Below are 21,269 nucleotides of genomic sequence, written 5' to 3'. Positions count from 1 at the left end.
CGGCAAGGTTCGCCTGGGTGCGTCCAACCGCCCGCTGCCGGCGCCGACCGCCGATGCCGGCAAGGTCCGCCTGGGTGCGTCCAACCGCCCGCTGCCGGCGCCGACCGCCGATGCCGGCAAGGTCCGCCTGGGTGCGTCCAACCGCCCGCTGCCGTCGCCGCGCTGACACGAAAGTGGCGTGCCCGAAGATTGACAAATGCGACCGACGGTCGCTTGGATCGGGACTAGCAATGAAGCCGGGCCATGCCCGGTTTCCCCATTTTGGGGTGTCAAATGCGTGCCATCCCATCGCGCCCCACTGAGGAAATGACGCATGAGTAGCCAGACCGCATCCGGGAAAGACAACGCGGCGACACGCGCCGCAGATAGCGCGGAGGTCTCGCGCACACCGCGTGTGACATTCTATCGGTTCATTCCGGACTCGCGGCTGCCGCAGCGCGCCGACCGGTCCGCTGCCGGTAGCCTTCCGACGCGTGCGTTCCGCTACTGTGAGCCGGTCACGACGGCCGCTGCATTCGGCTATTACGTTTTCCCCCCGATCAATTTCAGCCTGATCTGGGATGGCCACGAGGTCGCTTGGACCTACGAGGGCGCCGGCGAGTGGCTGCCGCTGCACACCGCCCAGTATCCGAACTTCGCGCCATATTTTGATGAACGGGTGCCTGAGGAGATTCGCGGCTTCTCGCCTCCCTTCGTCACCGCATTGCAGGAACCCGGGCTGGTGCAGCTCTGGACCGGCATCATCGCGCGTACCGCCCCCGGATGGAGCTTGCTGGTGCGGCCTTGCGCCAACCTGCCGCGCACCGGTGCCTATGAATTATACGAAGGCATCATCGAAACCGACCGCTGGTTTGGCCCCCTCTTTACCAATATGCGCCTGACCAAGACCAATGTGCCGATCGAGTTCACCATCGACTTTCCGGTGTTCCAGGTGCAGCCGCTACCGCGTGAGGCCCTCGACGAACAGGCGCTCAACGGCTTCGGCGTCGTGCCGGAGATCGAGGCGCTGCAACCCGAGGACTGGGATGATTTCTACGATACGGTCGTGCGCCCGAATGTCGCCGTCGTGCGCCCGCATGGCCATTACGCCACGGTTGCGCGCAAGCGCCGCAAGGCCAAGGCGGGGGACGCGACGGAGGAGTGAGGCTGGCCGAACGGGCGGCTCGCCGCCCATCTGAACGCCCCTTCCTGTGAACCGGCGCTGCTCCAGCCTGGAGCGCTATTCTGGAATTCCCGCCAGGCGCAACCCCTCGACGAAGCGGTCACGATGCTCCCTCCGCTCGAACAAGTTTGCTCCGACGTAGCGCCCGATCGTGAAATCCGGCTCGATCGCCAGCAGCCGCTCCCGCACCAGGGCTATTTCCTCCGTGCGGCCGAGATGGCCGAGCGCCGCCAGATACGGCCTCCAGCCGGCGGAAAAGGCCGGATTCATCTCGCTGACCGCGCGGCCCGTGATGACCGCTGTCTCATAGTCGCCCCTGCACAGCGCGATCATGATGGCGGTCGAATCGTACAGGAACGCATGCGGGTCGATCGGTGACAGCTTCTTGTAGCGTGCCAGTCGCTGCTCCGCCTCGTCGAGCGAGCCGAGATAGGTGAACGACATGGCCGCGAACGCCCAGGCCATCGCCAGGTTCGGATTAAGGATCAAGGCCCGTTCGTGCAGCGTCAGCGCTTCGCGAAAGCGGCGGTGCAGGAAGGCGCGCACATGCCCGGCGATGGTCAGCGCCCTGGCGTCCTGCGGGTCCAGCATGATGGCGCGCTCGGCTAACCTCCCGGCCTCAGCCATCACCGCCTTCGGATCGTCGGCCCAACCCTGTCCGACCAGGAACAAATGCCAGAACGCGTACCACGCGTGGGCGGCTGCGTAGTCCGGCTCCAGCGCGATCGCCTGCTCGAGCAGCTCGCCCGCATTGATGAATTGCGGCCGCTCCAGCCGGCTGATCAGCGGTATCGCCCGCAGCACCAGGTCATAAGCTGTGGCGTCGTGCGCCGGCCGGGTGGCGACGCGTTGGGCCTCGATCAGCAGGATTTCGGGGTCGATCTGCGCCACCACCTCGGCGGCGATGTCGTCCTGCAGCGTCAGCAGGTCGTGGTTGTCGCGGTCGAACCGGCGCGACCACACCATCTGGTTGCCGGCACGCAGATCGAGCAGCCGCAACGCGATGCGCAGGCGCAGGCCGATGCGCTGGATCGTGCCGTCCAGCAGGAAATCGATGTTGAAGGCGCGGCGGATCGCGGTCTCGTCGCGCGTCTGCGTGGCATAGCGCGCGAGCGAGCTGGACGAGACCAGGAACATCCAGCGGAACCGGGCCAGCGCCGAGGTGATCTCGTCGGCAAGTCCGGTGGAGAGATGCGCCTCCTCCTCGGTGGTGCCGACCAGCTGCAGCGGCAGCACGCCGATGCGCGCGCCGCCGCGCGGGCTCGATACTCGCCCTTCGGCACGCGCCTCCGCCCGGCTCTCCGCGCGCCCTTCCGGCCGCGGCTCCGCGCGCGCGGCAGGGCGCGGCTCGCTTTTGATTTCGCTTCGGCTGTCGGTGCGCGGATCCTGCCGTGGTGGCGCAATGGCGGGTCCGGCGGCGCGGATCTCGGCCAACAGTCGCTGTGTCTCCTCCGACGGCTGGGCATCGAGCTGGTCGGCCAGCACCAACCGGCAGCGCTCATAGGCCTGGATCGCCATGCCGCGTTCGCCGCGCCCGGTGTAGGCGCGCATCAGCGCCCGCCACGCCCCTTCATGGGCGCGGTCGATCGCCAGCAATTGCTGAGCAGCGGGAATGACGGCCTCAGGCTCGGATTTCTCGCGCAGCAGGTTCTCGGCGAGCACGCGGGCCCGGTCGCGCAAGCGTTCGCGCTCACCGGCGAGCCAGGCATCGAAGCTGGGGTCGATGCCGTCGAGGTCCTCCAGCAGGTCGCCGTCCAGCAACGACAGCGCAGCCGGCTTGGTCGGCGACGCCCGCAGCACCTCCTCGACGTCCACCCACACCATGCCGGGCCGCAGCGCCAAGTGGTCGCGATTGATCGACAGGATCTGGCCGCCGACGGGATCGAGCGCTTCGAGGAGGCGATGAATCTCCTGTCGCAACGAAGCCCGCGCCTGTTCTTCCGGCCGGCGGCTCCACAGCATCTCCGCCAGCTTGCCGCGCAGCACTGGGCGCGGCGAGGCCAGCGCCAGGATGGCAAGCAGGGCACGGGTCTTGCGGCCGGTCGGCAGGATGCTCTCGCTGGTGAGCGTCCAGGCCTCCATCTGGCCGATCAGGCGCAGGCGAACCATGACCGGATCATCACCCGGAGACATTGAGGGAGGCATCGTGCCCCGAGGGTGTGTGCCTGCATTCATACGTTAATACAACGCTGAGTTAGGTTGCGGGCGCAAGGGCTTGTGCAACGCATCCGTGCATTCCCGATCGAGACGGGTTGTCTTGGCTTGCCTGTGCCGCGACAACGCGCGAGTCTGAAGATCAACCCGGCATCAAATTGCAGCTTCCGCGAATATTCGCGTTATATCGCCGCCCCATTCGCCGTTAAATCGTGACAGCCACCGCTCGGCCTGTGTCGGCCCGCCTGCAACCAGTTCTTCCAGTGGCGCCAAATGGACTGTTTCGTCCCGCCCCTGGGCGTCGCGCCGCGCCCGCGCGCGCAGGCCGTCGCGGGCGATGGCGACCATGTCGCGCGCCAGGTCGCGCACCGTGCCGTTCGCCCATGGCGTATCCAGCGCCTGGCGCGGCACCAGCGGGCGCAGTGCGGCGAACGCCGTCCAGTGATGCCGGCGCACCAGGGCGGAGGCTGCCTCCAGCGCCGCGTCGTCGTACAGAATCCCCACCCACAGCGCCGACTGCGCCACCATCATGTCCAGGCTGCCGGCATCGGCGCCCCGCATTTCCAGGAAGCGCTTCAGCCGCACATCGGTGAACACGGTCGTCATGTGGTCGGCGAAATCGCCCATCGTGGCAGTGCCGGCCTCCTGGTTTCCCAACTGTCCTTGCATGAAACGACGGAATGACTGCCCCGCCAGATCCACATAGCGGCCGTCGCGGCTGACGAAATACATCGGCACCTCGTCCACCAGCCACGCGGCGTAACGCTCGAAGCCGAACCCGTCCTCGAAGAACACGGCGGGAATGCCGGAGCGGTGCGGGTCGGTGTCGGTCCAGACATGGCCGCGATAGGACAAGTAGCCGTTCGGCTTGCCCTCGGTGAACGGCGAGTTGGCGAACAGCGCCGTCGCCACCGGCTGCAGTGCGATGGAGGTGCGCAGCTTCTTCACCATCTCCGCTTCGCTGGCGTAGTCCAGATTCACCTGCACGGTGCAGGTGCGCGTCATCATGTCCAGCCCCAGCGAGCCCACCAGCGGCATGTAGCGGCGCATGATGGCGTAGCGGCCTTTCGGCATCCACGGCATCTGCGCGCGCGTGTTGCGGGGATGAAAGCCCAGCGGCGCGAAGCCCAGGCCCAGCGGCTCGGCCGCACGGCGGACATCCTCGAAATGCGCCTCGAACTCGGCACGGGTCTCGTGCAGGTCGCCCACCAGCCCGCCCGACAGCTCCAGCTGGCCGGCGGGCTCCAGGGATACCGAGGCCGAGTCGCGCTTCAGCCCGATCGGGTTGCCGTTGTCCAGGATCTGTTCCCATCCGGTCGCGGCAATGCCTTCCAGCACGGCGCGGATGCCGTCCGGCGCATAAGGCGGCGTGGCGAAATCGCTGTGGCGAAAGCCGAATTTCTCGTGCTCGGTGCCGATCGTGAAACGCTCGCTCGGCTTGCAACCGACGGCGATGTAGTCGGCAAGCTGCCGGATCGACGTAATCGGCGTCGAGTCGGCTTCTCCGGGGTTGGACATCTGGGTTCCGTTCCATTCGGGCGCGGCTGCGCGGGTCGGTCGTGTTCTTAGCCGCCGGAGCGTGCCTGCAAAAGCGCGAGCCCGACAATCGCAGCCGTCTCCGCCCGCAGGATGCGCGGGCCGAGCGTAGCCGGGTGAACAAGGGGATGCCGGCGCAGCACGTCAAGTTCCGCTGGCGTGAAACCGCCCTCCGGACCCACCAGCAACGCCGTCGGGCCGGTGAGCGGCGGCACGGGATCGCCTGCCTCCCGCTCGACCGCCACGACCAGCCGGCGTCCGTCCGGCCAATCCGCCAGCAGCTCCCCGAGCTGTCGCGGCGCCTCGATTCGCGGCACGGTCAGGCGCTCGCATTGCTCGGCGGCCTCGATGGCGATCGCCGCCAGCCGGTCGGTGTTCACCCGCCCGGCGTTGGTCCGCTCGGTGAACACCGGCAACAGCGCGGCGGCACCGAGCTCGGTCGCCTTCTGGGCCACGAGGTCGGTCGCATCGCGCTTCAGCGGCGCGAACACCAGCCACAGATCCGACTCGGGCGCCTGCGGCCGCAACAGCTGCCCGGGCGCCAACGTAGCGCGGTCGCGCTTGAGGAAGGCGATGCGCGCCTGCCATTCGCCGTCCACGCCGTTGAACAGCCGCACGGGGTCGCCGGCGCCGCGCCGCATGACGCTGCCCAGGTAATGGGCCTGCGCCGGCGAGGCAGCGATCTCGGCGCCCGCCCGTAGCGGGGCCGTCACATGAAGGCGGATTGACGGGGTCATGCCACCGGGCAGATTAGCATCCATGCGGCCGTATACCGACATCATCACGGGTGGCTGGGTTTCCCGGCTGCCGCAGGGCTGGGTTCCGTATGTCCATCTGGCGCGGCTCGACCGGCCGATCGGGGCCTGGCTGCTGTTCCTGCCCGGGCTGTGGTCGATCCTGCTGGCGCACGCGCCGGCGGGCCAGACCGCATGGCTGATCGGCTTGTTCTTCATCGGCTCGTTCGTGATGCGCAGCGCCGGCTGCGTGGTGAACGACATGTGGGACCGCGACATGGACCGGCTGGTCACCCGCACCGCCGCAAGGCCGCTCGCCGCCGGCACGGTACGGATGCGCCAAGCGGCGGTGTTCCTGGTGGCGCTGCTGGCGTGCGGCCTCGTCATCCTGCTGCAGCTCGACCGTCTGGCGCAGCTTCTGGGCGTGGCTTCGCTGGCGCTGGTGGTCACCTATCCGCTGGCCAAGCGCGTCACCTGGTGGCCGCAGCTGATGCTGGGATTCACCTTCGGCTGGGGCGCGCCGATGGGCTATGCCGCGGCCGCCGGCCGGCTCGACTGGGCGGCGGCGGCGCTGTACGCGGCGGCAATCCTGTGGATCCTCGGCTACGACACGATCTATGCGCACCAGGACCGCGAGGACGACGCCCTGGTCGGCGTACGCTCCACCGCCCGGCTGTTCGCCGCCAATACAAGGCCGTTCCTGGCGGCCTGCTACGCCGCCACTGTCCTGCTGCTGGCGCTGGCCGGCTGGCTGGCGGGGCTGTCCGCGTCGTTCTTCCTGGCCCTGGCGCTGCCGGCGGGCATGCTGGCCCGCCAGGTCCTTGCCATCGCCATCGACGACCCCGGCCTGTGCCTGCGCCTGTTCAAGGCCAACCGCGATGTCGGGCTGGCCGTCGGTCTGGCCATCCTGCTGGGCCGCCTGTGACCGGGCGGGCGGCCTTCGTGCGCGCCAACACCGTGCTGGCCCCGGCGGTGCTGGCGCCGGAGATCTCGCTGCACCTCGCCACCGAAATCACGCCGATCTGGCAGGCCACCGAGGACTGGCTGCATGCTGCCGAGGCCGAGCCGCCATTCTGGGCCTTCGCCTGGCCGGGCAGCGCCGCGCTGGCCCGCCACGTTTTGGACCATCCCGGCCTGGTCGCCGGCCGCCGGGTGCTGGACTTCGCCGCCGGCAGCGGCCTCGCCGCCATCGCCTGTGCCCGCGCCGGGGCGGTGTCGGTGGAGGCCGTGGAGATCGACCCGCTCGCGGTCGCCGCCATCCGGCTCAACGCCGCGGCCAACGACGCCGACATTCAGGCCACCGAAGGCGATATCGTCGGCTGTCCCTGCCGCTGGGATCTGATCCTGTGCGGCGACGTCTGTTACGAAGCGCCGATGACCCGCCACATCCTGCCCTGGCTGCGCCGGATGGCCGCGACCGCCGAGGTCTGGGTGGCCGACCCCGGCCGCGCCTATGTCCCGGGCGAGGGGATGCAGCCTTTCGCCCGCTTTATCGTGCCCACGACGCGGGAATTGGAGGACCGTACCGAACGAGCGGTGACGCTGTTCCGTCTGCTGGCGGGATAGGGTCTGGCGCGCGCCAGTACTGCAGGATCGGCAGTGTGGTGACGTCGATCTGCCGTGCGCCCGGGCAGTGCAGCGCCGCGTCGCCGTCGGTCCAGCGCAGCGGCGCCTGGTCGGGGCCCGCGCCTTCCAGGTCGTGCCAGCCGGCGCCCAGGGCGGCATCGTCCAGCGGCAAGGGCTTGCCGTCCACCAGGATGCGGGTCACGGCGATGCCCAGGCGGCGGTGGTCGTGGTGGCCGGGGTCCGCCTCGGAGGGGATCGTGCTGCGCGATACCAGGCGCAGGACCGGGGCGGCGTGGAGCGGGTGGCGGGCCAACCGGAACACGCTGCGTGGCCCGGTGAAGACCGGTGCCACCTCTTCGCCGCCGGCCAGCAGCCGCAGCCCGGAATCGTTGCCGGTTTGCCACCGTAGCGCGCGGGCGCGGGCCAGCAAGGCCTGGCGAATGCCGGCCAATTCCGGCCCGTCGATGACCAGCGGGGCGCAGGCCTTGCGCTGCCAGATCTCGAGCGCCTGCGCCGTCGTTGCCGCCAGATCCGGGTGCAGGCGCACGGGGCCGGCGCTGGCCGGGGCGTTGACGAAGCAGGCGCGGTTGCCGGTGTCCAGATAGCTCTCGGCCGGCAGCCCGTCCGCGAGCAGGACGCCGTGCTCCGCCAGCTCGACGTGGAAATAGGTGACCGGCCCCACCCAGCGGTCGCGCCGGATGGTGGCGCCGTTGACGAGGTAGCGGATCGGGATCAGCGCGTCGGGGGCCGCGTCCTGGACCACGAATACCGCGTGGTCCGGTGACAGCAGCAGGTCGCGATGCGGCCGGCCGGGGGCGAAGGCGTCGCGGGTGACGCGCACCGGCGTTGCCGCCTCGGGATGCCGGTGCCGGGCCGGTTCGAGGCTGCGGCGGCCGATCCAGGCCACCGGCTGCGCCCGGCCGGAATGGGTCACCACCCGATCCCCGCTGCGCAGATCCTCGACACGGACCTCGCCGAGGGGTGTCAGGATTCGCGTGCCGGCGACGAAGCAGGCGATGTCGAAGGCGAGAGTCACGGCCTGCCCGCTGACGGCGAAGGCGGCGGGGGCATAGGCCCCGGCCAGGGTCAGCACCGTCACCACCGCGCCGTTCAGCCGCAGCGTCAGCGTGCCGAAGCCGGGGCCGGTTGGTGCATAGACGGCGTCGCTGATGCTGCGGCCGACATTGATCACGTTGCCGGCGCGCAGCCCGGCGATCACCGCCGGAAGTCCGGCCAGCGGGGTATAGAGCGTGCCGCCGGCGCCGAGGAACGTCACGGTGTTGCCGGCGCCGACGCTGCCATAGGACAGGTCCAGCCGCGCGAAGCTGCCGATCTGCAGCACGCCGCTGCCGGAGACTGTGCCGGTCAGGCTCAATCCGAACCCGATGGCGGCGATGACTCCGTTGTTGACGATGGCGCCGCTGACGGTGCCGTTGGCGGCGGTCAGCGTGGCGCCGGCATCGACGGTCAACGCGCCCGCGGCCGCGCCGCCGGAGCTGCCGATCTCGGCCGTCGCGGTCGCGTCCACCGACAGGGTGGAGAGCCCGTTCAGCGCCAGGGCGCCGGCGCGCAGCGCGGCATGGTCCGTCAGCATCAGCGTCCCGGCGGGGAAAGGGGAGGCCGGGCCGCCCAGCGTCAGCGTTCCCGCCACCTGCAGGGCCGCGCCGGCGCCGCCGACCGCCATCGTGGCGCCGACGATCTCGGCCAAGCCGGCGGCCAGGCTGGCGCCGGTACCGATATCGACGGTGCCGCCCGATCCCACGGTCAGCGTGCCCGCGGTGAACCGCCCGGTCAGCACAATGTTGCCGCTGAACCCCAGGGTGGCGGCGTTGCCGACGCCGCCGATGGCCTGGAACGCCGCCCCGCCGGGGCCGGCGATGGTCACCAGGTTGTTGTTGCCGGGAGCGATGACGGCGGCGGCGCCGGTCGTCCGGTCGATCCAGTTGGCGGCATCGCCCCAGTCGCCGCCAGCGGCGTTCCAGACATACTGGTCCGGCGTGGCCGTGCCCGGGCTCGCCGTGCCGCCGCCGCTCCCGCCGGAAGCCGCCAGGGTCACCGTCTGGCCGCTGGCGACGAACACGGCACCGGCATAGTTCCCGGCCAGGGTCAGCGTCTGCACCACGCTGCCGCTCGCCCACAGCGTCAACCTGCCGAGCCCGGCGCCGGTGGCGGTGTAGCCGGCGCTGGTGATGCTGCGGCCGACATTGATGGCGGTGCCGACGGCGAAGCCCGCGATGGTGGCCGCGAAGCCGTTGAGCGAGGTGAACAGCGTGCCGGAATTGCTCAGGAACGTCACGGTGTTGCCGGCGCCGACGCTGCCATAGGACAGGTCCAGCCGCGCGCCGCTGCCGATCTGCAACGTGCCGTCCCCGGTGACGGCGCCGGTGAGCGCAAGGCCGAAGCCGGTGGCGGCGATGACGCCGTGATTGACCACGGCGGCGCTGACCGTGCCGTTGCTGGCGGTGAGCGTGGCGCCTGCGTCCACTGTCAGCGCGCCGAGGCTGGCCCCGCCGGCGCCGCCGATCTCGGCGCTGGAGGTGGCGTCCACCGCGAAGGTGGACAGCGCGTTCATCATCAGCATGCCGGCTTGCAGGCTGGCGTGGCTGGTCAGCGTCACGGTTCCGGCGGGGAAGGGGGCGGTGGCGCGGCCCAGCGTCAGCGTGCCCGCGACCTGCACGCTGGCGCCGGCGCCCGCGATGTTGATCGTGGCGCGGCTGGCGGTGCCGACCGACAGGGTGCCGATGGCGAACTGGCCGGCCAGGGTGGTGTTGCCGGAGAAGGCCGCGGCGGCGGCGATGCCATGACCGGTGAGGGTCTGGAACTGCGCGCCGATCGGCCCGGCGATGGTGGCACTGTCCGCGGCGCCGGGGGGCGTCGGGGCGGGGGACGCGCCGGTGGTCTGGTCGACCCAGCTGGCGGCGAGGCTCCAGTCGCCGTTGCCGGTCTTCCATGCGAACTGGTCACCCACGGCGCATGGTCCCTCGTCGCCCGAATGGCGAAGCCGCGGATGCGAGGCTCGTTGAGCGGAGGCCGCACCCCGGCACTCACGTCAGCATTGACCGGAAATCCTTTCTCATTCCTTTCCCACGGTCGAAGCGCGCAGGGCGGCGGTAATCTTCACCGGCCGTTCCACGTGGTTCCAGGTCGAGGCGCCGACCACCAGCAGCCACACCGCCAGCGAGGCGAAAGCGGCGGCGCGGCGGCGCGCGGCCACGGCGCGGATCGCGGGGTGGCGCTGCACCACCCGGGCATGCAGATAGCCCAGCACCACCAGCAGCAGCTTCGGCAGGAACATCGAGTGCAGGCCGATGCCCAGCGGGTCGTAGAGGAACAGCGCGATCCCGGTGGCGATGGTCAGCCAGAACGCCGCTCGCAGCACCAGCGCCAGCCGGGCGCGGATGGGATCGAGCGACGCGGCGGGGAACAGGCCGAGTCCGCGCAGGTCCAGGATCACCACCATGCCGATGAACCCGGCCATCCCGATCAGGTGCAGGAAGCGCACGACGCCGTACAGCGCGCGCAGCCCGTAGACGGCCATGCGCAGGTCGCTGGTCGCCAGCGCGGTCAGCAGGCCCACGGGGAGGGTGATGGTTTCGGTGCCGTAGATGCCGTTCATGCCAGGTCTCGCTTTCGGGCGCGCACCCTGGCGCGGTCGGGATTGAGATGCAAATGCGAGTCAATCGCAAAATTCGGTTGACCCGGCGCCACCTTATCCTGCAATTGCGAAGCGTTCGCAATTACGAAGGCCCGTCCCATGCGCCGACCCACGATCTTGCCCGCCCTGGCCCTGAGCGCCGCGTGCATTGCTGCCGCTCAGGCCGCCCCGTTGGTGCCCCCGGCACCAGCCCCGAAGGTGATCCTCGCGGCCGGCCAGGCCCCTGATGCCACCGACTTCCTGTTCCGCCTGGGGATGCTGGAAGGCCACCTGATCATCGGCCACGACCTGCTCCGCGCCGGCCAGCCGGCGCTGGCCCTGCCGCATTTCGGCCACCCCGTGCGCGAGCTGTATGACGACCTCGAGCCGTTCATCGCTGCCAACCGCATCCCGCCCTTCGAGGCCCAGCTGATCCAGCTGGAGGCCGCCGTCGCCAAGGCGCCCGCCAGCCCCGAGACCGAGGTGTTGTTCCAGGCGATGATCGCGACCGTCCACAAGGCGCGCCTGACCACGCCCGCCGCCCTGCGCGACTCGATTCCGGAGATGATCCGCATCTGCTCGGACACCGTCGACGCGGCCGCCGGCGAATACGGCCAGGCGCTGAACCGCGGTCGCATCGACTCGATGGTCGAGTACCACGACAGCCGCGGCTATCTCAGCTACGTCGCCCAGGAGCTCGACCGGCTGCAGGCGCGGGCCGCCGACCCCGCCGGGCAGGGGCTGCTGACGAAGTTCCGGGGGGTGCTGGCCAAGGCGCAATGGATCGTCGTGCCGCTGCTGCCCGGGTCCACGCCGCGCGCCTCGGTCGCCCAGTATCGCGCGGTGGCCGCCCAAGCGGCCACGGTGGCGCCGCGCTGAGGAGGCTGCCATGCGAAACATCACGATCGGCACCGGCGCCGCCCTGCTGGGCAGCGTCAGCCCCCTCATGGCCGATACCGCCCCTGGGGCTTCCGACTTCGTCTCCGGCGGCACGTTCGAGACGAAGCTGCAAAGCGAATACAGCGCCCCGGCGGGCAGCAAGCCCCGGGTCAGCGTCTTCAACGACGCTGACCTGACCTTCTATGCCAACTATTCCGGCTGGCTGTCGCTGAACGGCAAGGGCAGCCGGACGGTGGCCCCGGCGCTCAGCTACGCGGCGGCGTTCTGATGGCCATGGACCCACACGAAACGGCGCCCATGGCCGTGCTGCACCGGGTCAGGCTGCCGACCGGCCTGACCATGATCCTGGGCTGCCGGCCGGCAGCCCAGGTTCTCGGCCGCGGTCAGGCGGCGACGTCCACCAGCACCAGCTCGGTATCCTCCGAGGCGGTGATGGCGATCTCGTCCTCGCCTGAGACGGTGGCGCCGTCGCGGGTGCCGACGGCCACGCCGTTCACCGTCACCGCGCCGGTCGAGGGCACGAGGTAGCCGACCCGCCCGGCCCCCAGCTTCTGCCGCACCGTCTGGCCCTTGCGGATGGTGCCGGCCAGCACCGCGGCGTCGGCATAGAGCGGCAGCGCCGAGCCGTCGGCGCCGGCGCGGCCATCCGCCAGCGCGGTCAGCGTGCCCGCGCCGGCCTTGGGGAAGCTGCGCGTGCCCCAGCCCGGCGCCACGCCGTGCTGGCCCGGCATGATCCAGATCTGGAACAGCCGGGTGGGCGTGGCCTCACGGTTGTATTCGGCGTGCACGATGCCGGTGCCGGCATGCATCACCTGCACGTCGCCGGCTTCGGTGCGGCCCTCGTTGCCCAGGCTGTCGCGATGCGTGATGGCGCCCTCGCGCACATAGGTGATGATCTCCATTTCGCGGTGCGGGTGCGGGTCGAACCCGGTGCCCGGCGCGATCTCGTCGTCGTTCCACACGCGCAGGCCGCCCACGCCCATGCGGGCGGCATCGTGATAGCCGCCGAAGCTGAAATGGTGGCGGGCATTGAGCCATTCGTTGCGGAACGCGCCGAGGCGGTCGAACGGTTGCACCTGTATCATCTGTCTCTCCTTGTCGTTCGATATCGAACGGTTCGGCGCAGAACTATGGTGGCGTACCGCCCGTTGCAAGGGGGGCCTTCTCCCGGCCGGCCTGCGCGGCTGCCATGCCCAGGCGGCGCAGCAGCGCGCCCAGCGCCTCCAGCTGCGCCGGGTCCAGCCCCGCCATGGCCCGGGCGATGTCGGCGGCGTGGCGCGGGAACAACTCCTCGATCAGCGCCTGGCCCTCGGCGGTCAGTTCCACCCGCACGCTGCGGCGGTCGCAGGCGTCGCGCACCCGCCGGAGCAGGCCGCGCGCCGCCAGCTTGTCGATGACGTCGGTCATGTTCCCGGCGCTGGTCAGCACCTTCCGCCCCAGTTCGCGCTGGGTCATGGGCCCCTTGTGCAACAGGACCTCCAGTACGCCGAGCTGGGTTGGAGTCAGCCCGGCGGCCGCCAGCAGCGGCTCGACGCGCGCCAGCACCGCCCGGCTGGCGCGCATCAGCTTCACATAGGCCCGCACCGCTGCGGCGACATCGGGATCATCGACGCCGAACACGGACCCGTCGATTCATCATCAGCGGTTCATCATCACGGGCAGCTTCGCGTGCTCCAGCACGTGCCGGGTCACGCCGCCCAGGATGAGCTGGCGCAGGCGGGAATGCGAATAGGCCCCCATGGCCAGCAGGTCGGCGCCGAAATCGTACGCCGCCTTCAACAGCCCGGCCCCGACGTCGCGGTCGATCGGGCGGAACGTCGCGAGCTCCACGGTCACGCCATGCAGGGCCAGGTACTCGGCCAGGTCCGGCGCGGCCGGTCCGCGGCGCTGGTATTCCTCGGCCGAGATCACCCGGACCGCTTCGGCCCGCTGCATCCATGGCAGGGCGCCAAGCACCGCGGCCGCCGACTCGGCGGTGCCGTTCCAGGCCACACAGATGCGAGTGGCGATCTTCTCCGGAGTCGTGTGCGGCGCGATCAGCACCGGCCGGCCGGAATCGAACAGCACCGCGTGCAGCGCGTCGGAGGACGACACGTCCTCGCCGGCCTCGGGGTGCGGCACGATGGTCAGGTCGGCCAGCCGCGCCTGCTGCGCCACCAGGTCCTCCTCGCGTCCGGTCACCGCGGCGAAGCTGGCGGTGGCGTGGCCCACGGAATGGCGCGGCTCGGCCACCGGCACGTCGTGCTCGGCCACGAACCGGTCGAACATCGCACGCACCGCGTGGGCACGGTCGGAGCTTTCTTTCTCGGTGGCCGACATCATCTCTTCGATCATCGCGCCCGACAGGCCCTCGCCGGCCAGCGGTGCCACGTCGCGGCTGTCCACACGCACGTGCAACGCGGTCACGTGCGCGTTCCACATTCGGGCGGTGATCAGCGCGGTGGACAGCGCGGCCTCACCGGCGGCGGTCCCGGTCAGTGGCAGCAGCAGCTTGCGGATGGCCATGGTTGTCCTCCTCAATCAGGCAGGGGGTGGGCCGAACGCGGTCGCGTCGCAACGATAGCACGATCGTTCCTAGAGCATGGCCAGGGCTGATAGAAGCGCCTATCATGTCCTAGCGGTCTGTTTCGACGCGCAATTCCATCGGTTCAGACGCGTCCGCCGGAACCGGTGTTGCGCGGGCGCGCGGTTCTGCCGGCGGCGTCCAGCACGGCTTGCCGCGCCGCTTCCCCATCGGTGGCGTCCACCGCGCGCCAACTGCCCGGGCCGGGATCGGCCGCGGCGGCCTGGCGGAGCACGGCGAGATCGGCGTCCGACGCGTCGCCGGTGCGGCCGGCCACCCGTGCCTCCAGCACCGCCAGCGGCGCCTGCAGCCACACGCCCAGGAACGGCGCCGCCCCGGCCGCACGCGCCACCGCCTCCCGGTGGACCGGATCGATGAACGTGGCGTCGGCGATGGCGGCGTGCCCGTGCGCGGCCACATCGCCGACGGCGCGCGCCATCTCCGCGAACACGGCCCTGCTGGCCTCGGGCGTATAGGCGGCCGGCGGCAGCCGGTCCTCGGGAGCGGCCGCGTGCTGGCGCTTGCGGATCTCGTCGCTGCGCAGCACCAGCGCGCCGGGCGCGGGGCCCAGCAACGGGGCCAAGGCGCGCGCCAGCGTGGATTTCCCCGTGCCCTGCAGCCCGCCCACGGCCACCACCACCGGCGGCGCCGGCCGCAGATAATCCAGCGCCTGGCGCAGATACCGCTCGGCCACCGGTGCCCGCCCGTTCCTTGCTTCCACATGCGCCCGCACCATGGCGCGCAGCGACAGGAACAGCGGCAGGCCGGCCACCATGTCCCAGTCGCCGGTCCGCGCGACGTAGCGGTTCAGCACCCGGTTCGCCGCCGCCCGGCCTTCGCGCAGGTCGAGGTCCATGAGCAGGAAGGCGAGGTCGTAGCCGAGGTCGATGGTCGCCAGGTCCTCGTCGAACTCCAGGGCATCGAACGGCACCGGCCGGCCATGCCACAGGCAGATATTGCCCAGATGCAGGTCGCCATGGGCGCGGCGCACGAAACCGGCGCGGCTGCGGGCACGCAGCCAGCCGGCGCGCGCCTGCACCTGCGCCAGCGCGCCGTCCAGCCACCGTCGGGTGCGGACGGGATCGAGGCCAGCCTGCAGCGCCGACCGGGCATTGCCCTCGGCCACCCCGCGCAGCGCCGCCGCCTCATCCTTGTCCACCGGCGCCAGCCGCGCATGGGCGGCGGCCACCGCGTCGCCCAGCGCGTCCAGCAGCGCCGGCGTGAGGCCGCCGCGCCGGGCCACTTCGTCGAGGAAGTCGCCCTCGGGCACCCGCGCCATGCGCACCACCCAGTCGAGCACCTCTCCGTCGCAGCCCAGCGCCACTGTGCCATCGGCCCGCCGCACCACCGCCACCACGTCGCGGTACAGCCCCGGCGCGTGCGGGGCGTTCAGCTCCAGCTCGCGCAGCGCCGTGCGGTGGCGCTCGGCGAGCGGGATGAAATCGAGGAACGCCAGCCGCACCGCCTTGCGCAGCTTCCACACCATATCGTCACCGACGAACACCGCCGAGATATGCGTCTCGATCGGCGGACGCCCGGCGAGGCCCTGCAACAGGGCGGCGGTCGCGGCCTGCCCGGCGGGGATGGCCATCGCAGCGCCCGGCGCCGGCGTTACGGGAAGATCTTGGTGACCGCCCAGCCCGCGCCGTCGCGGGTGAACGCGGTCCGGTCATGCAGCCGGAACGGCATGTCCTGCCAGAACTCCAGCCGCGACGGCACGATGCGGAAGCCGGACCAGTAGGCGGGGCGGGGGATGTCGTCGCCCGGATAGCGCGCCTCGAACTCCGCCAGCCGGCGCTCCAGCTCGGCCCGCTCGGACAGCGGCCGGGACTGGATCGAGGCCCAGGCGCCGAGCCGGGAGATCCGCGGGCGCGAGGCGTAGTAGGCATCGGCCTCGGCATCGCTCACGCCGGTCGCGGGGCCTTCGATGCGGACCTGGCGGCCCAGCGACTTCCAGTGGAACAGCAGTGCCGCGTGCGGGTTCTCGCGCAGCTCGGAGCCCTTGCGGCTGTCCTTGTTGGTGTAGAACACGAAGCCGTGCTCGTCCCAGTCCTTGAGCAGCACGATGCGCGCCGAGGGAAACCCGTCCTGCGTGCTGGTCGCCAGCGTCATGGCGTTGGCGTCCTTCGGCTCGCTCTGCATGGCCTCGGCGAACCAGTCCCGGAACAGGCTGAAGGGCTCGGATGCGGTCGTGGCAACGGTGGATGTTTCGGGCATGGATCGACGCTCCTGGCTGGGCTGCGTCTTTGTGCCCCCCCGCGCGGCGCGTGCCAAGCGTGGCCGACGCGGGGAGGGGGCACTTGCGGGCACCGGCATGGCTATGTCACCACGGCAGACTGAACAGTCGTCATCACCGCAGGATTGCACTAAATGTCCGACAGCGACGCCGGTACACCCCCGCCGAAAGGCGCCCTGATGGCCGGCAAGCGCGGCCTTATCATGGGCGTCGCGAACGACCGGTCGATCGCCTGGGGCATCGCCGCGGCTTGCGCGGCCCAGGGCGCCGAGCTTGCCTTCACCTACCAGGGCGAGGCGCTGGAAAAGCGGATCAAGCCGCTCGCCGCCAGCGTCGGGGCCGACCTGGTGGTGCCCTGCGACGTGGCGGAGGATGCCAGCATCGACGCCGCCTTCGCCGCCGTGGCCGAGCGTTGGGAGCACCTGGACTTCCTGGTCCATGCCATCGGCTACGCCGACAAGCAGTTCCTGCGCGGCCAGTATATCGACACGCCGCGCGATGCCTTCCTGCAGGCGCTCGACATCTCCTGCTTCAGCTTCACCGCGGTCGCCCGCCGGGCGGTGGCGATGATGCGCCCGGGCGCGGCGCTGCTGACCCTGTCCTACCTGGGCGCGGAGCGGGTCACCCCGCACTACAACGTCATGGGCATCGCCAAGGCGGGGCTGGAGGCCTCGGTGCGCTACCTGGCGGCCGATCTCGGCGGCCGGAACATCCGCGTCAATGCCATCAGTGCCGGCCCGATCAAGACGCTGGCGGCCAGCGGCATCGGCGATTTCCGCTACATCCTGCGCTGGAACCAGTACAATTCCCCGCTGCGCCGCAACGTCACCATCGAAGACGTGGGCGGGGCCGGGCTGTACCTGCTGTCCGATCTCGCCTCCGGCGTGACCGGCGAGGTGCATCATGTCGACTGCGGCTATCACGTCGTGGGGATGAAGAACCCGGATGCGCCGGACATCTCGGTCGTCAACGACTAGCCATGTCGCATAACAGCTTCGGGCACCTGTTCCGGGTAACGACCTGGGGCGAGAGCCACGGGCCCGCGATCGGCTGCGTGGTCGATGGCTGCCCGCCGCGCCTGAGGCTGTCGGAAGCCGACATCCAGCCCTGGCTCGACCGGCGCCGGCCGGGGCAGTCGAAGTTCACCACCCAGCGCCAGGAGCCGGATGCCGTGCGCATCCTCTCCGGCGTGTTCGAGGGCCAGACCACCGGCACCCCGATCGCCCTGGTGATCGAGAACGTGGACCAGCGCTCGCGCGACTACGGCGAGATCGCCGAGCGGTTCCGCCCCGGCCATGCCGACCTGGCCTACGAGCTGAAATACGGCATCCGCGACTATCGCGGCGGCGGCCGTTCCTCGGCGCGGGAGACGGCGATGCGGGTCGCGGCCGGCGCGGTGGCGCGCGCCGTGCTGGGCGCCGGGGTGCGCATCCGCGGCGCCCTGGTGCAGATGGGCCCGCACCGGATCGAGCGCGGCCGCTGGGACTGGGCGGCGGTGGACGAGAACCCGTTCTTCTGCCCCGACCCCGTCGCCGCCGTGGCGTGGGAGGAATATCTCTCGGCCGTGCGCAAGGCCGGCTCGTCGTGCGGCGCGGTGATCGAGGTGGTGGCCGAGGGCGTGCCGCCGGGCCTGGGGGCGCCGGTCTATGGCAAGCTCGACGCCGACCTCGCCGGCGCGCTGATGAGCATCAACGCGGTCAAGGGGGTGGAGATCGGCGACGGGTTCGCCGTGGCCGCGATGAGCGGCGCGGAAGATGCCGACGAGCTGCGCATGCAGGACGGCGTGGTGGCGTTCGGCTCCAACCATGCCGGCGGCATCCTGGGCGGCATTTCCTCCGGCCAGCCGGTCGTTGCGCGCTTCGTGGTCAAGCCGACCAGCTCGATCCTGACGCCCCGGCTGTCGGTGGACCGGCATGGGCGCGAGGTGGAGGTCGTCACCAAGGGCCGGCACGATCCCTGCGTCGGCATCCGCGCGGTGCCGGTGGGCGAGGCAATGATGGCCTGCGTGCTCGCCGACCACCTGCTGCGCCACCGCGCCCAGAACCCTGACGCGCCGGCGGTCGCCCGGTTACCGCGCAATTAACCGTACCGCCAGGGTCTGCTATGGCGTCGGGTGGTATTCTGTGCGATCAGACCACCGACGATCGATGCGTGCTGCAGCATCTTCCGGGCCGGCGCGTGCAGGCTGGTCCCGGTGGGGAGATTGGCATGGCGACAGCCGGGAACAGCCGTTTGTTGGGGGGCCTCGACGCCCTGGTGCGCGCCGCGGGCGCCAAGGTCTGGTCCGCCCGCCTGGCCGAACTCGGCCGCTCCGCCGCCGCCAGCCAGCGCGTGGGCCGCGCCCTGCTGCGGCACCATGCCATCGAGATCACGGTGGACCGCCTGCGCCGCACCGGGCTGGACCGCGCGCCCACGCCGGCCGAAGCGCGCATCATCGCGCTGACGGCCGAGGCGGCTTCGTTGTTCGCCACCCTGTCCGCGCCCGGCAAGGCGCGCATGCGCGCGGCCCTGCGGCAGGGCCTGTCGGGCGAGAACACGCTGGTGCCGCTGTACCACCTGCTGCGCACCGCCGCCCTGAAGCGCGCCCGCGGGTTCGAGGTGCGGTTCGCCGGCTTCGAGGACGGCGCCCCGTTCGACCTGCTGATCCGCCGTGACGGCATGGACGCGGAGATCGCCTGCGACGTGGTCTCCGCCGAGGACGGGCGCGACGTGCATCGCGGCGCCTGGGTGCGGCTGGTCGATGCCATCGACCCCGATCTGCAGACCTGGCTCGCCGCCCATCCCGGCCGCTATCTGCTGAAGCTGACCCTGCCGCAGGGACTGCGCGGCGAGCAGGACCGCCTGGCGGCCCTGCATGGCCGCATCCGCACCATGCTTGCAGGCAGCCGCCGCGCCGACCACGACGAGGCGGCGGTGCTGCGCCTCGATCCGCTGATGCTGGCCGCGGCCCAGGCGGACGAGCTGGGCCTGCTGTCCTCGCTGCGCCGGGAATTCGGGCACGAGGCGCATCTCGCGGTCACCTCCGCCGGCGACGGGGTGTTCGTGCTGGCCGCGCGCGCCGGGCGCGAGAACGAGGTCGCGGCGGCGATCCGCCGGCGCATGGCCGCGATCGCGCCGACCCGGCTGACCGGTGCGCGCCCGGGCATCCTGGCGATGTTCGTCGAGGATACTGACCGCGCCGAGTGGCGCCATCTGCGCGACCGGCTGGAGCTGGAGGGCGAGGCGCGGCAGTTCCTGACCAACCCCGAGGCGCGCCGCGTGGTGGCCGTCACCTGTGCGTCGCGGCTGGAGCTGTTCGGCGCCGGCGCGCCCGACGGCGCTCCGGACGGGGAGGTGCGTTTCCGCAATCCCGCGCATCCCTCGGCCAAGGCCGCCGCCCTGGCGCCCGCGGTGGCCTCGTCCGTGTGAGCCGGGCCGGCCGGCATACACAAGAAGTTTCCACGCCACTGCCACGGGCTTGCCACGATTGCCGCCTGATATCGCCTTGGCCGCGCGGCGGCCGGCTTCGCCGACACGAGGCCGAGCGAACACTGTGAGGGGGCCGTCCGCCCCCGGGATCAGGTGCCATGAGCGAGACGGACTACGCGGAAAAACTGGATGAGCTGGACCGGCTGCTGAACGACCCGGACGTTCCCATGGAACCGTCCCGCGTGTGGTCGCTGCTGGCCGAGATCTCCCAGCACGACATGCCGGCGGCCGTGGCCGAGGCGCGCGGCTAGAGCAATACAATAAGCCAGAGCATGATCGGCGCTTTTATCTGCGCCGATCGTGCTCTGGCCCATCCGCCGGCGGACCAGCGGGACGCCCGCCAAGGCTCAGCCGGATTGCCGCGCCGCGATCAGGAATTCACGGTTCCCCTCGGGGCCCGTGATCGGGCTCTCGGTGATCCCCAGCACCGACCAGCCCGGCAGGTCCGCCCACCAGTCGGAGACCTGCGTGCAGACCCGAGCGTGCACGGCGCGGTCGCGCACCACGCCCTTGCTGCCGACCGCGCCCGGCCCTGCTTCGAACTGCGGCTTGATCAGCGCGATCGCCCAGGCGCCGGGCGCGCACAGCGCAAGCGGCCCCGGCAGCAGCGTGGCCAGGCCGATGAAGCTGGCATCGCAGACCAGGGCGCCGATGGGGTCGGGGAGCGTCGATTTCGTGAGGTAGCGGGCGTTGGTCCGTTCATGCACGACCACGCGTGGGTCGTTGCGCAGCTTCCAGGCAAGCTGGCCGTGGCCGACATCCACCGCATGCACCCGCGCGGCCCCATTGGCCAGCAGCACGTCGGTGAACCCGCCGGTGGAGGCGCCGACATCCAGGCAGACCAGCCCGGCCGGGGACAGGCCGAAATGCGCCAGCCCGTGCGCCAGCTTCAGCCCACCACGGGACACCCAGGGATGGTCCTGGCCGCGCACATCAAGCCGGGTGTCGTCGGGCAGCGACTGGCCGGCCTTCTCGATCCGGCGCTCGCCGGCGAAGACCTTGCCGGCGAGGATCAGCGCCTGCGCGCGGGCACGGCTTTCCGCGAGGCCGCGATCGACCAGCAACTGATCCGCGCGCGCCTTTGCGCCCATGGCGGCGGCCTCAATCCTGCGGATCCTCAGGCACGGACGGCGCCGACGCTGTCGCGGCCGAGCGCGGACAGGGCGGTGGCGACGATGTCCTTGGCGGTGAGCCCGACCTCGACGATCTGCTTCGCCGGGCTGTCATGGTCGATGAAGCGGTCGGGCAGCACCATCGGGCGGATCTTCAGGCCGCCGTCGAGCAGCCCCTTCCAGGCCAGATGCTGCATCACCGCC

21 protein-coding genes are annotated in these 21,269 nt (G+C 71.0%); 9 read left to right on the top strand and 12 right to left on the bottom strand.

The window, feature by feature from the left end:
• The first annotated feature begins 313 nt into the window (after positions 1-313).
• Positions 314-1,144 carry a DUF6065 family protein gene (locus tag OL599_RS15535; protein ID WP_264714725.1) on the top strand — a complete coding sequence of 277 codons (831 nt, stop codon included), beginning with the start codon at positions 314-316 and terminating at the stop codon, positions 1,142-1,144.
• A gap of 75 nt (positions 1,145-1,219) precedes the next feature.
• Here OL599_RS15535 and OL599_RS15530 read toward each other — a convergent pair whose 3' ends face one another.
• The 3 genes from OL599_RS15530 to OL599_RS15520 form a co-directional block, all read right to left on the bottom strand.
• Positions 1,220-3,271 carry a BTAD domain-containing putative transcriptional regulator gene (locus tag OL599_RS15530; RefSeq protein ID WP_264714723.1) on the bottom strand — a complete coding sequence of 684 codons (2,052 nt, stop codon included), beginning with the start codon at positions 3,269-3,271 and terminating at the stop codon, positions 1,220-1,222.
• 198 nt (positions 3,272-3,469) lie between these two features.
• The gene (locus OL599_RS15525; RefSeq protein WP_264714722.1) at positions 3,470-4,834 is read right to left on the bottom strand and encodes a glutamate--cysteine ligase; all 1,365 of its coding nucleotides are present in this window, start codon (positions 4,832-4,834) and stop codon (positions 3,470-3,472) included.
• A gap of 47 nt (positions 4,835-4,881) precedes the next feature.
• Positions 4,882-5,565 (bottom strand): 16S rRNA (uracil(1498)-N(3))-methyltransferase, encoded by a 684-nt coding sequence (locus tag OL599_RS15520; RefSeq protein ID WP_408886942.1) that lies wholly within the window; start codon positions 5,563-5,565, stop codon positions 4,882-4,884.
• A gap of 46 nt (positions 5,566-5,611) precedes the next feature.
• Here OL599_RS15520 and ubiA point away from each other — a divergent pair, with 46 nt between their 5' ends.
• The gene (gene ubiA / locus OL599_RS15515) at positions 5,612-6,511 is read left to right on the top strand and encodes a 4-hydroxybenzoate octaprenyltransferase (protein WP_264714720.1); all 900 of its coding nucleotides are present in this window, start codon (positions 5,612-5,614) and stop codon (positions 6,509-6,511) included.
• The gene (locus OL599_RS15510; protein ID WP_264714719.1) at positions 6,508-7,152 is read left to right on the top strand and encodes a class I SAM-dependent methyltransferase; all 645 of its coding nucleotides are present in this window, start codon (positions 6,508-6,510) and stop codon (positions 7,150-7,152) included. The genes ubiA and OL599_RS15510 overlap by 4 nt, the downstream gene beginning before the upstream one ends.
• On the opposite strand, the gene OL599_RS26065 is transcribed toward OL599_RS15510, so the two are convergent.
• Both OL599_RS26065 and OL599_RS15500 read right to left on the bottom strand, forming a co-directional pair.
• Entirely contained in the window at positions 7,076-10,120 is a 3,045-nt protein-coding gene (locus OL599_RS26065; protein WP_264714718.1) for a Hint domain-containing protein, read from the bottom strand. The genes OL599_RS15510 and OL599_RS26065 overlap by 77 nt on opposite strands.
• 105 nt (positions 10,121-10,225) lie before the next feature.
• Positions 10,226-10,768: a hypothetical protein gene (locus tag OL599_RS15500; RefSeq protein ID WP_264714717.1), complete on the bottom strand. Its 543-nt coding sequence runs from the start codon at positions 10,766-10,768 to the stop codon at positions 10,226-10,228.
• Between the two features lie 213 nt (positions 10,769-10,981).
• Here OL599_RS15500 and OL599_RS15495 point away from each other — a divergent pair, with 213 nt between their 5' ends.
• The gene (locus OL599_RS15495; RefSeq protein ID WP_264714716.1) at positions 10,982-11,665 is read left to right on the top strand and encodes a hypothetical protein; all 684 of its coding nucleotides are present in this window, start codon (positions 10,982-10,984) and stop codon (positions 11,663-11,665) included.
• A gap of 10 nt (positions 11,666-11,675) precedes the next feature.
• Positions 11,676-11,954 carry a hypothetical protein gene (locus OL599_RS15490; protein ID WP_264714715.1) on the top strand — a complete coding sequence of 93 codons (279 nt, stop codon included), beginning with the start codon at positions 11,676-11,678 and terminating at the stop codon, positions 11,952-11,954.
• A gap of 115 nt (positions 11,955-12,069) precedes the next feature.
• Here OL599_RS15490 and OL599_RS15485 read toward each other — a convergent pair whose 3' ends face one another.
• From OL599_RS15485 to pdxH, 5 genes are all read right to left on the bottom strand, one after another.
• Positions 12,070-12,771 carry a pirin family protein gene (locus OL599_RS15485; protein WP_264714714.1) on the bottom strand — a complete coding sequence of 234 codons (702 nt, stop codon included), beginning with the start codon at positions 12,769-12,771 and terminating at the stop codon, positions 12,070-12,072.
• Between the two features lie 43 nt (positions 12,772-12,814).
• A complete protein-coding gene (locus OL599_RS15480) occupies positions 12,815-13,306 on the bottom strand; it encodes a MarR family winged helix-turn-helix transcriptional regulator (protein WP_264714712.1) in 492 nt (163 codons plus the stop codon).
• An 18-nt stretch (positions 13,307-13,324) separates the two neighbouring features.
• The gene (locus tag OL599_RS15475) at positions 13,325-14,191 is read right to left on the bottom strand and encodes a universal stress protein (protein WP_264714711.1); all 867 of its coding nucleotides are present in this window, start codon (positions 14,189-14,191) and stop codon (positions 13,325-13,327) included.
• 143 nt (positions 14,192-14,334) lie between these two features.
• Positions 14,335-15,840, bottom strand: coding sequence for a bifunctional aminoglycoside phosphotransferase/ATP-binding protein (locus tag OL599_RS15470; RefSeq protein WP_264714710.1), 1,506 nt, complete (start codon positions 15,838-15,840; stop codon positions 14,335-14,337).
• A 20-nt stretch (positions 15,841-15,860) separates the two neighbouring features.
• Entirely contained in the window at positions 15,861-16,466 is a 606-nt protein-coding gene (pdxH, locus tag OL599_RS15465) for a pyridoxamine 5'-phosphate oxidase (RefSeq protein ID WP_264714709.1), read from the bottom strand.
• 153 nt (positions 16,467-16,619) lie between these two features.
• Here pdxH and fabI point away from each other — a divergent pair, with 153 nt between their 5' ends.
• The 4 genes from fabI to OL599_RS15445 all read left to right on the top strand — a co-directional run bounded on the left by fabI (position 16,620) and on the right by OL599_RS15445 (position 20,204).
• Positions 16,620-17,462 carry an enoyl-ACP reductase FabI gene (gene fabI, locus OL599_RS15460; protein ID WP_264714708.1) on the top strand — a complete coding sequence of 281 codons (843 nt, stop codon included), beginning with the start codon at positions 16,620-16,622 and terminating at the stop codon, positions 17,460-17,462.
• A gap of 2 nt (positions 17,463-17,464) precedes the next feature.
• Positions 17,465-18,568 carry a chorismate synthase gene (aroC, locus tag OL599_RS15455; RefSeq protein WP_264714707.1) on the top strand — a complete coding sequence of 368 codons (1,104 nt, stop codon included), beginning with the start codon at positions 17,465-17,467 and terminating at the stop codon, positions 18,566-18,568.
• 125 nt (positions 18,569-18,693) lie between these two features.
• The gene (locus OL599_RS15450) at positions 18,694-19,893 is read left to right on the top strand and encodes a hypothetical protein (protein ID WP_264714706.1); all 1,200 of its coding nucleotides are present in this window, start codon (positions 18,694-18,696) and stop codon (positions 19,891-19,893) included.
• A 158-nt stretch (positions 19,894-20,051) separates the two neighbouring features.
• On the top strand, positions 20,052-20,204 hold the full coding sequence (locus OL599_RS15445; protein ID WP_264714705.1) for a peptide chain release factor 1: 153 nt from the start codon (positions 20,052-20,054) through the stop codon (positions 20,202-20,204).
• A gap of 96 nt (positions 20,205-20,300) precedes the next feature.
• Here the strand turns inward: OL599_RS15445 and OL599_RS15440 are convergent, their stop codons facing one another.
• Together OL599_RS15440 and OL599_RS15435 are read right to left on the bottom strand one after the other, a co-directional pair.
• Positions 20,301-21,044, bottom strand: a complete 744-nt coding sequence (locus OL599_RS15440; RefSeq protein WP_264714704.1) for a TlyA family RNA methyltransferase — start codon at positions 21,042-21,044, stop codon at positions 20,301-20,303.
• Positions 21,045-21,070: 26 nt separating this feature from the next.
• On the bottom strand, positions 21,071-21,269 hold a 199-nt coding region (locus OL599_RS15435), incomplete at its 5' end, for a hypothetical protein (protein ID WP_456306706.1).

This window comes from Limobrevibacterium gyesilva (genome assembly GCF_025989185.1).
Classification (GTDB): domain Bacteria; phylum Pseudomonadota; class Alphaproteobacteria; order Acetobacterales; family Acetobacteraceae; genus Limobrevibacterium; species Limobrevibacterium gyesilva.
This window is presented reverse-complemented; position numbering and strand designations above follow the sequence as displayed.

Bases quoted from the DNA above. Each gene is read 5' to 3' on its own strand.
- OL599_RS15535 (WP_264714725.1), top strand. From the start codon at position 314: ATGAGTAGCCAGACCGCATCCGGGAAAGACAACGCGGCGACACGCGCC.
- OL599_RS15530 (WP_264714723.1), bottom strand. From the start codon at position 3,271: ATGGTTCGCCTGCGCCTGATCGGCCAGATGGAGGCCTGGACGCTCACC.
- OL599_RS15525 (WP_264714722.1), bottom strand. From the start codon at position 4,834: ATGTCCAACCCCGGAGAAGCCGACTCGACGCCGATTACGTCGATCCGG.
- ubiA (WP_264714720.1), top strand. From the start codon at position 5,612: ATGCGGCCGTATACCGACATCATCACGGGTGGCTGGGTTTCCCGGCTG.
- OL599_RS15500 (WP_264714717.1), bottom strand. From the start codon at position 10,768: ATGAACGGCATCTACGGCACCGAAACCATCACCCTCCCCGTGGGCCTG.
- OL599_RS15490 (WP_264714715.1), top strand. From the start codon at position 11,676: ATGCGAAACATCACGATCGGCACCGGCGCCGCCCTGCTGGGCAGCGTC.
- OL599_RS15485 (WP_264714714.1), bottom strand. From the start codon at position 12,771: ATGATACAGGTGCAACCGTTCGACCGCCTCGGCGCGTTCCGCAACGAA.
- OL599_RS15475 (WP_264714711.1), bottom strand. From the start codon at position 14,191: ATGGCCATCCGCAAGCTGCTGCTGCCACTGACCGGGACCGCCGCCGGT.
- OL599_RS15470 (WP_264714710.1), bottom strand. From the start codon at position 15,840: ATGGCCATCCCCGCCGGGCAGGCCGCGACCGCCGCCCTGTTGCAGGGC.
- pdxH (WP_264714709.1), bottom strand. From the start codon at position 16,466: ATGCCCGAAACATCCACCGTTGCCACGACCGCATCCGAGCCCTTCAGC.
- fabI (WP_264714708.1), top strand. From the start codon at position 16,620: ATGTCCGACAGCGACGCCGGTACACCCCCGCCGAAAGGCGCCCTGATG.
- aroC (WP_264714707.1), top strand. From the start codon at position 17,465: ATGTCGCATAACAGCTTCGGGCACCTGTTCCGGGTAACGACCTGGGGC.
- OL599_RS15450 (WP_264714706.1), top strand. From the start codon at position 18,694: ATGGCGACAGCCGGGAACAGCCGTTTGTTGGGGGGCCTCGACGCCCTG.
- OL599_RS15445 (WP_264714705.1), top strand. From the start codon at position 20,052: ATGAGCGAGACGGACTACGCGGAAAAACTGGATGAGCTGGACCGGCTG.
- OL599_RS15440 (WP_264714704.1), bottom strand. From the start codon at position 21,044: ATGGGCGCAAAGGCGCGCGCGGATCAGTTGCTGGTCGATCGCGGCCTC.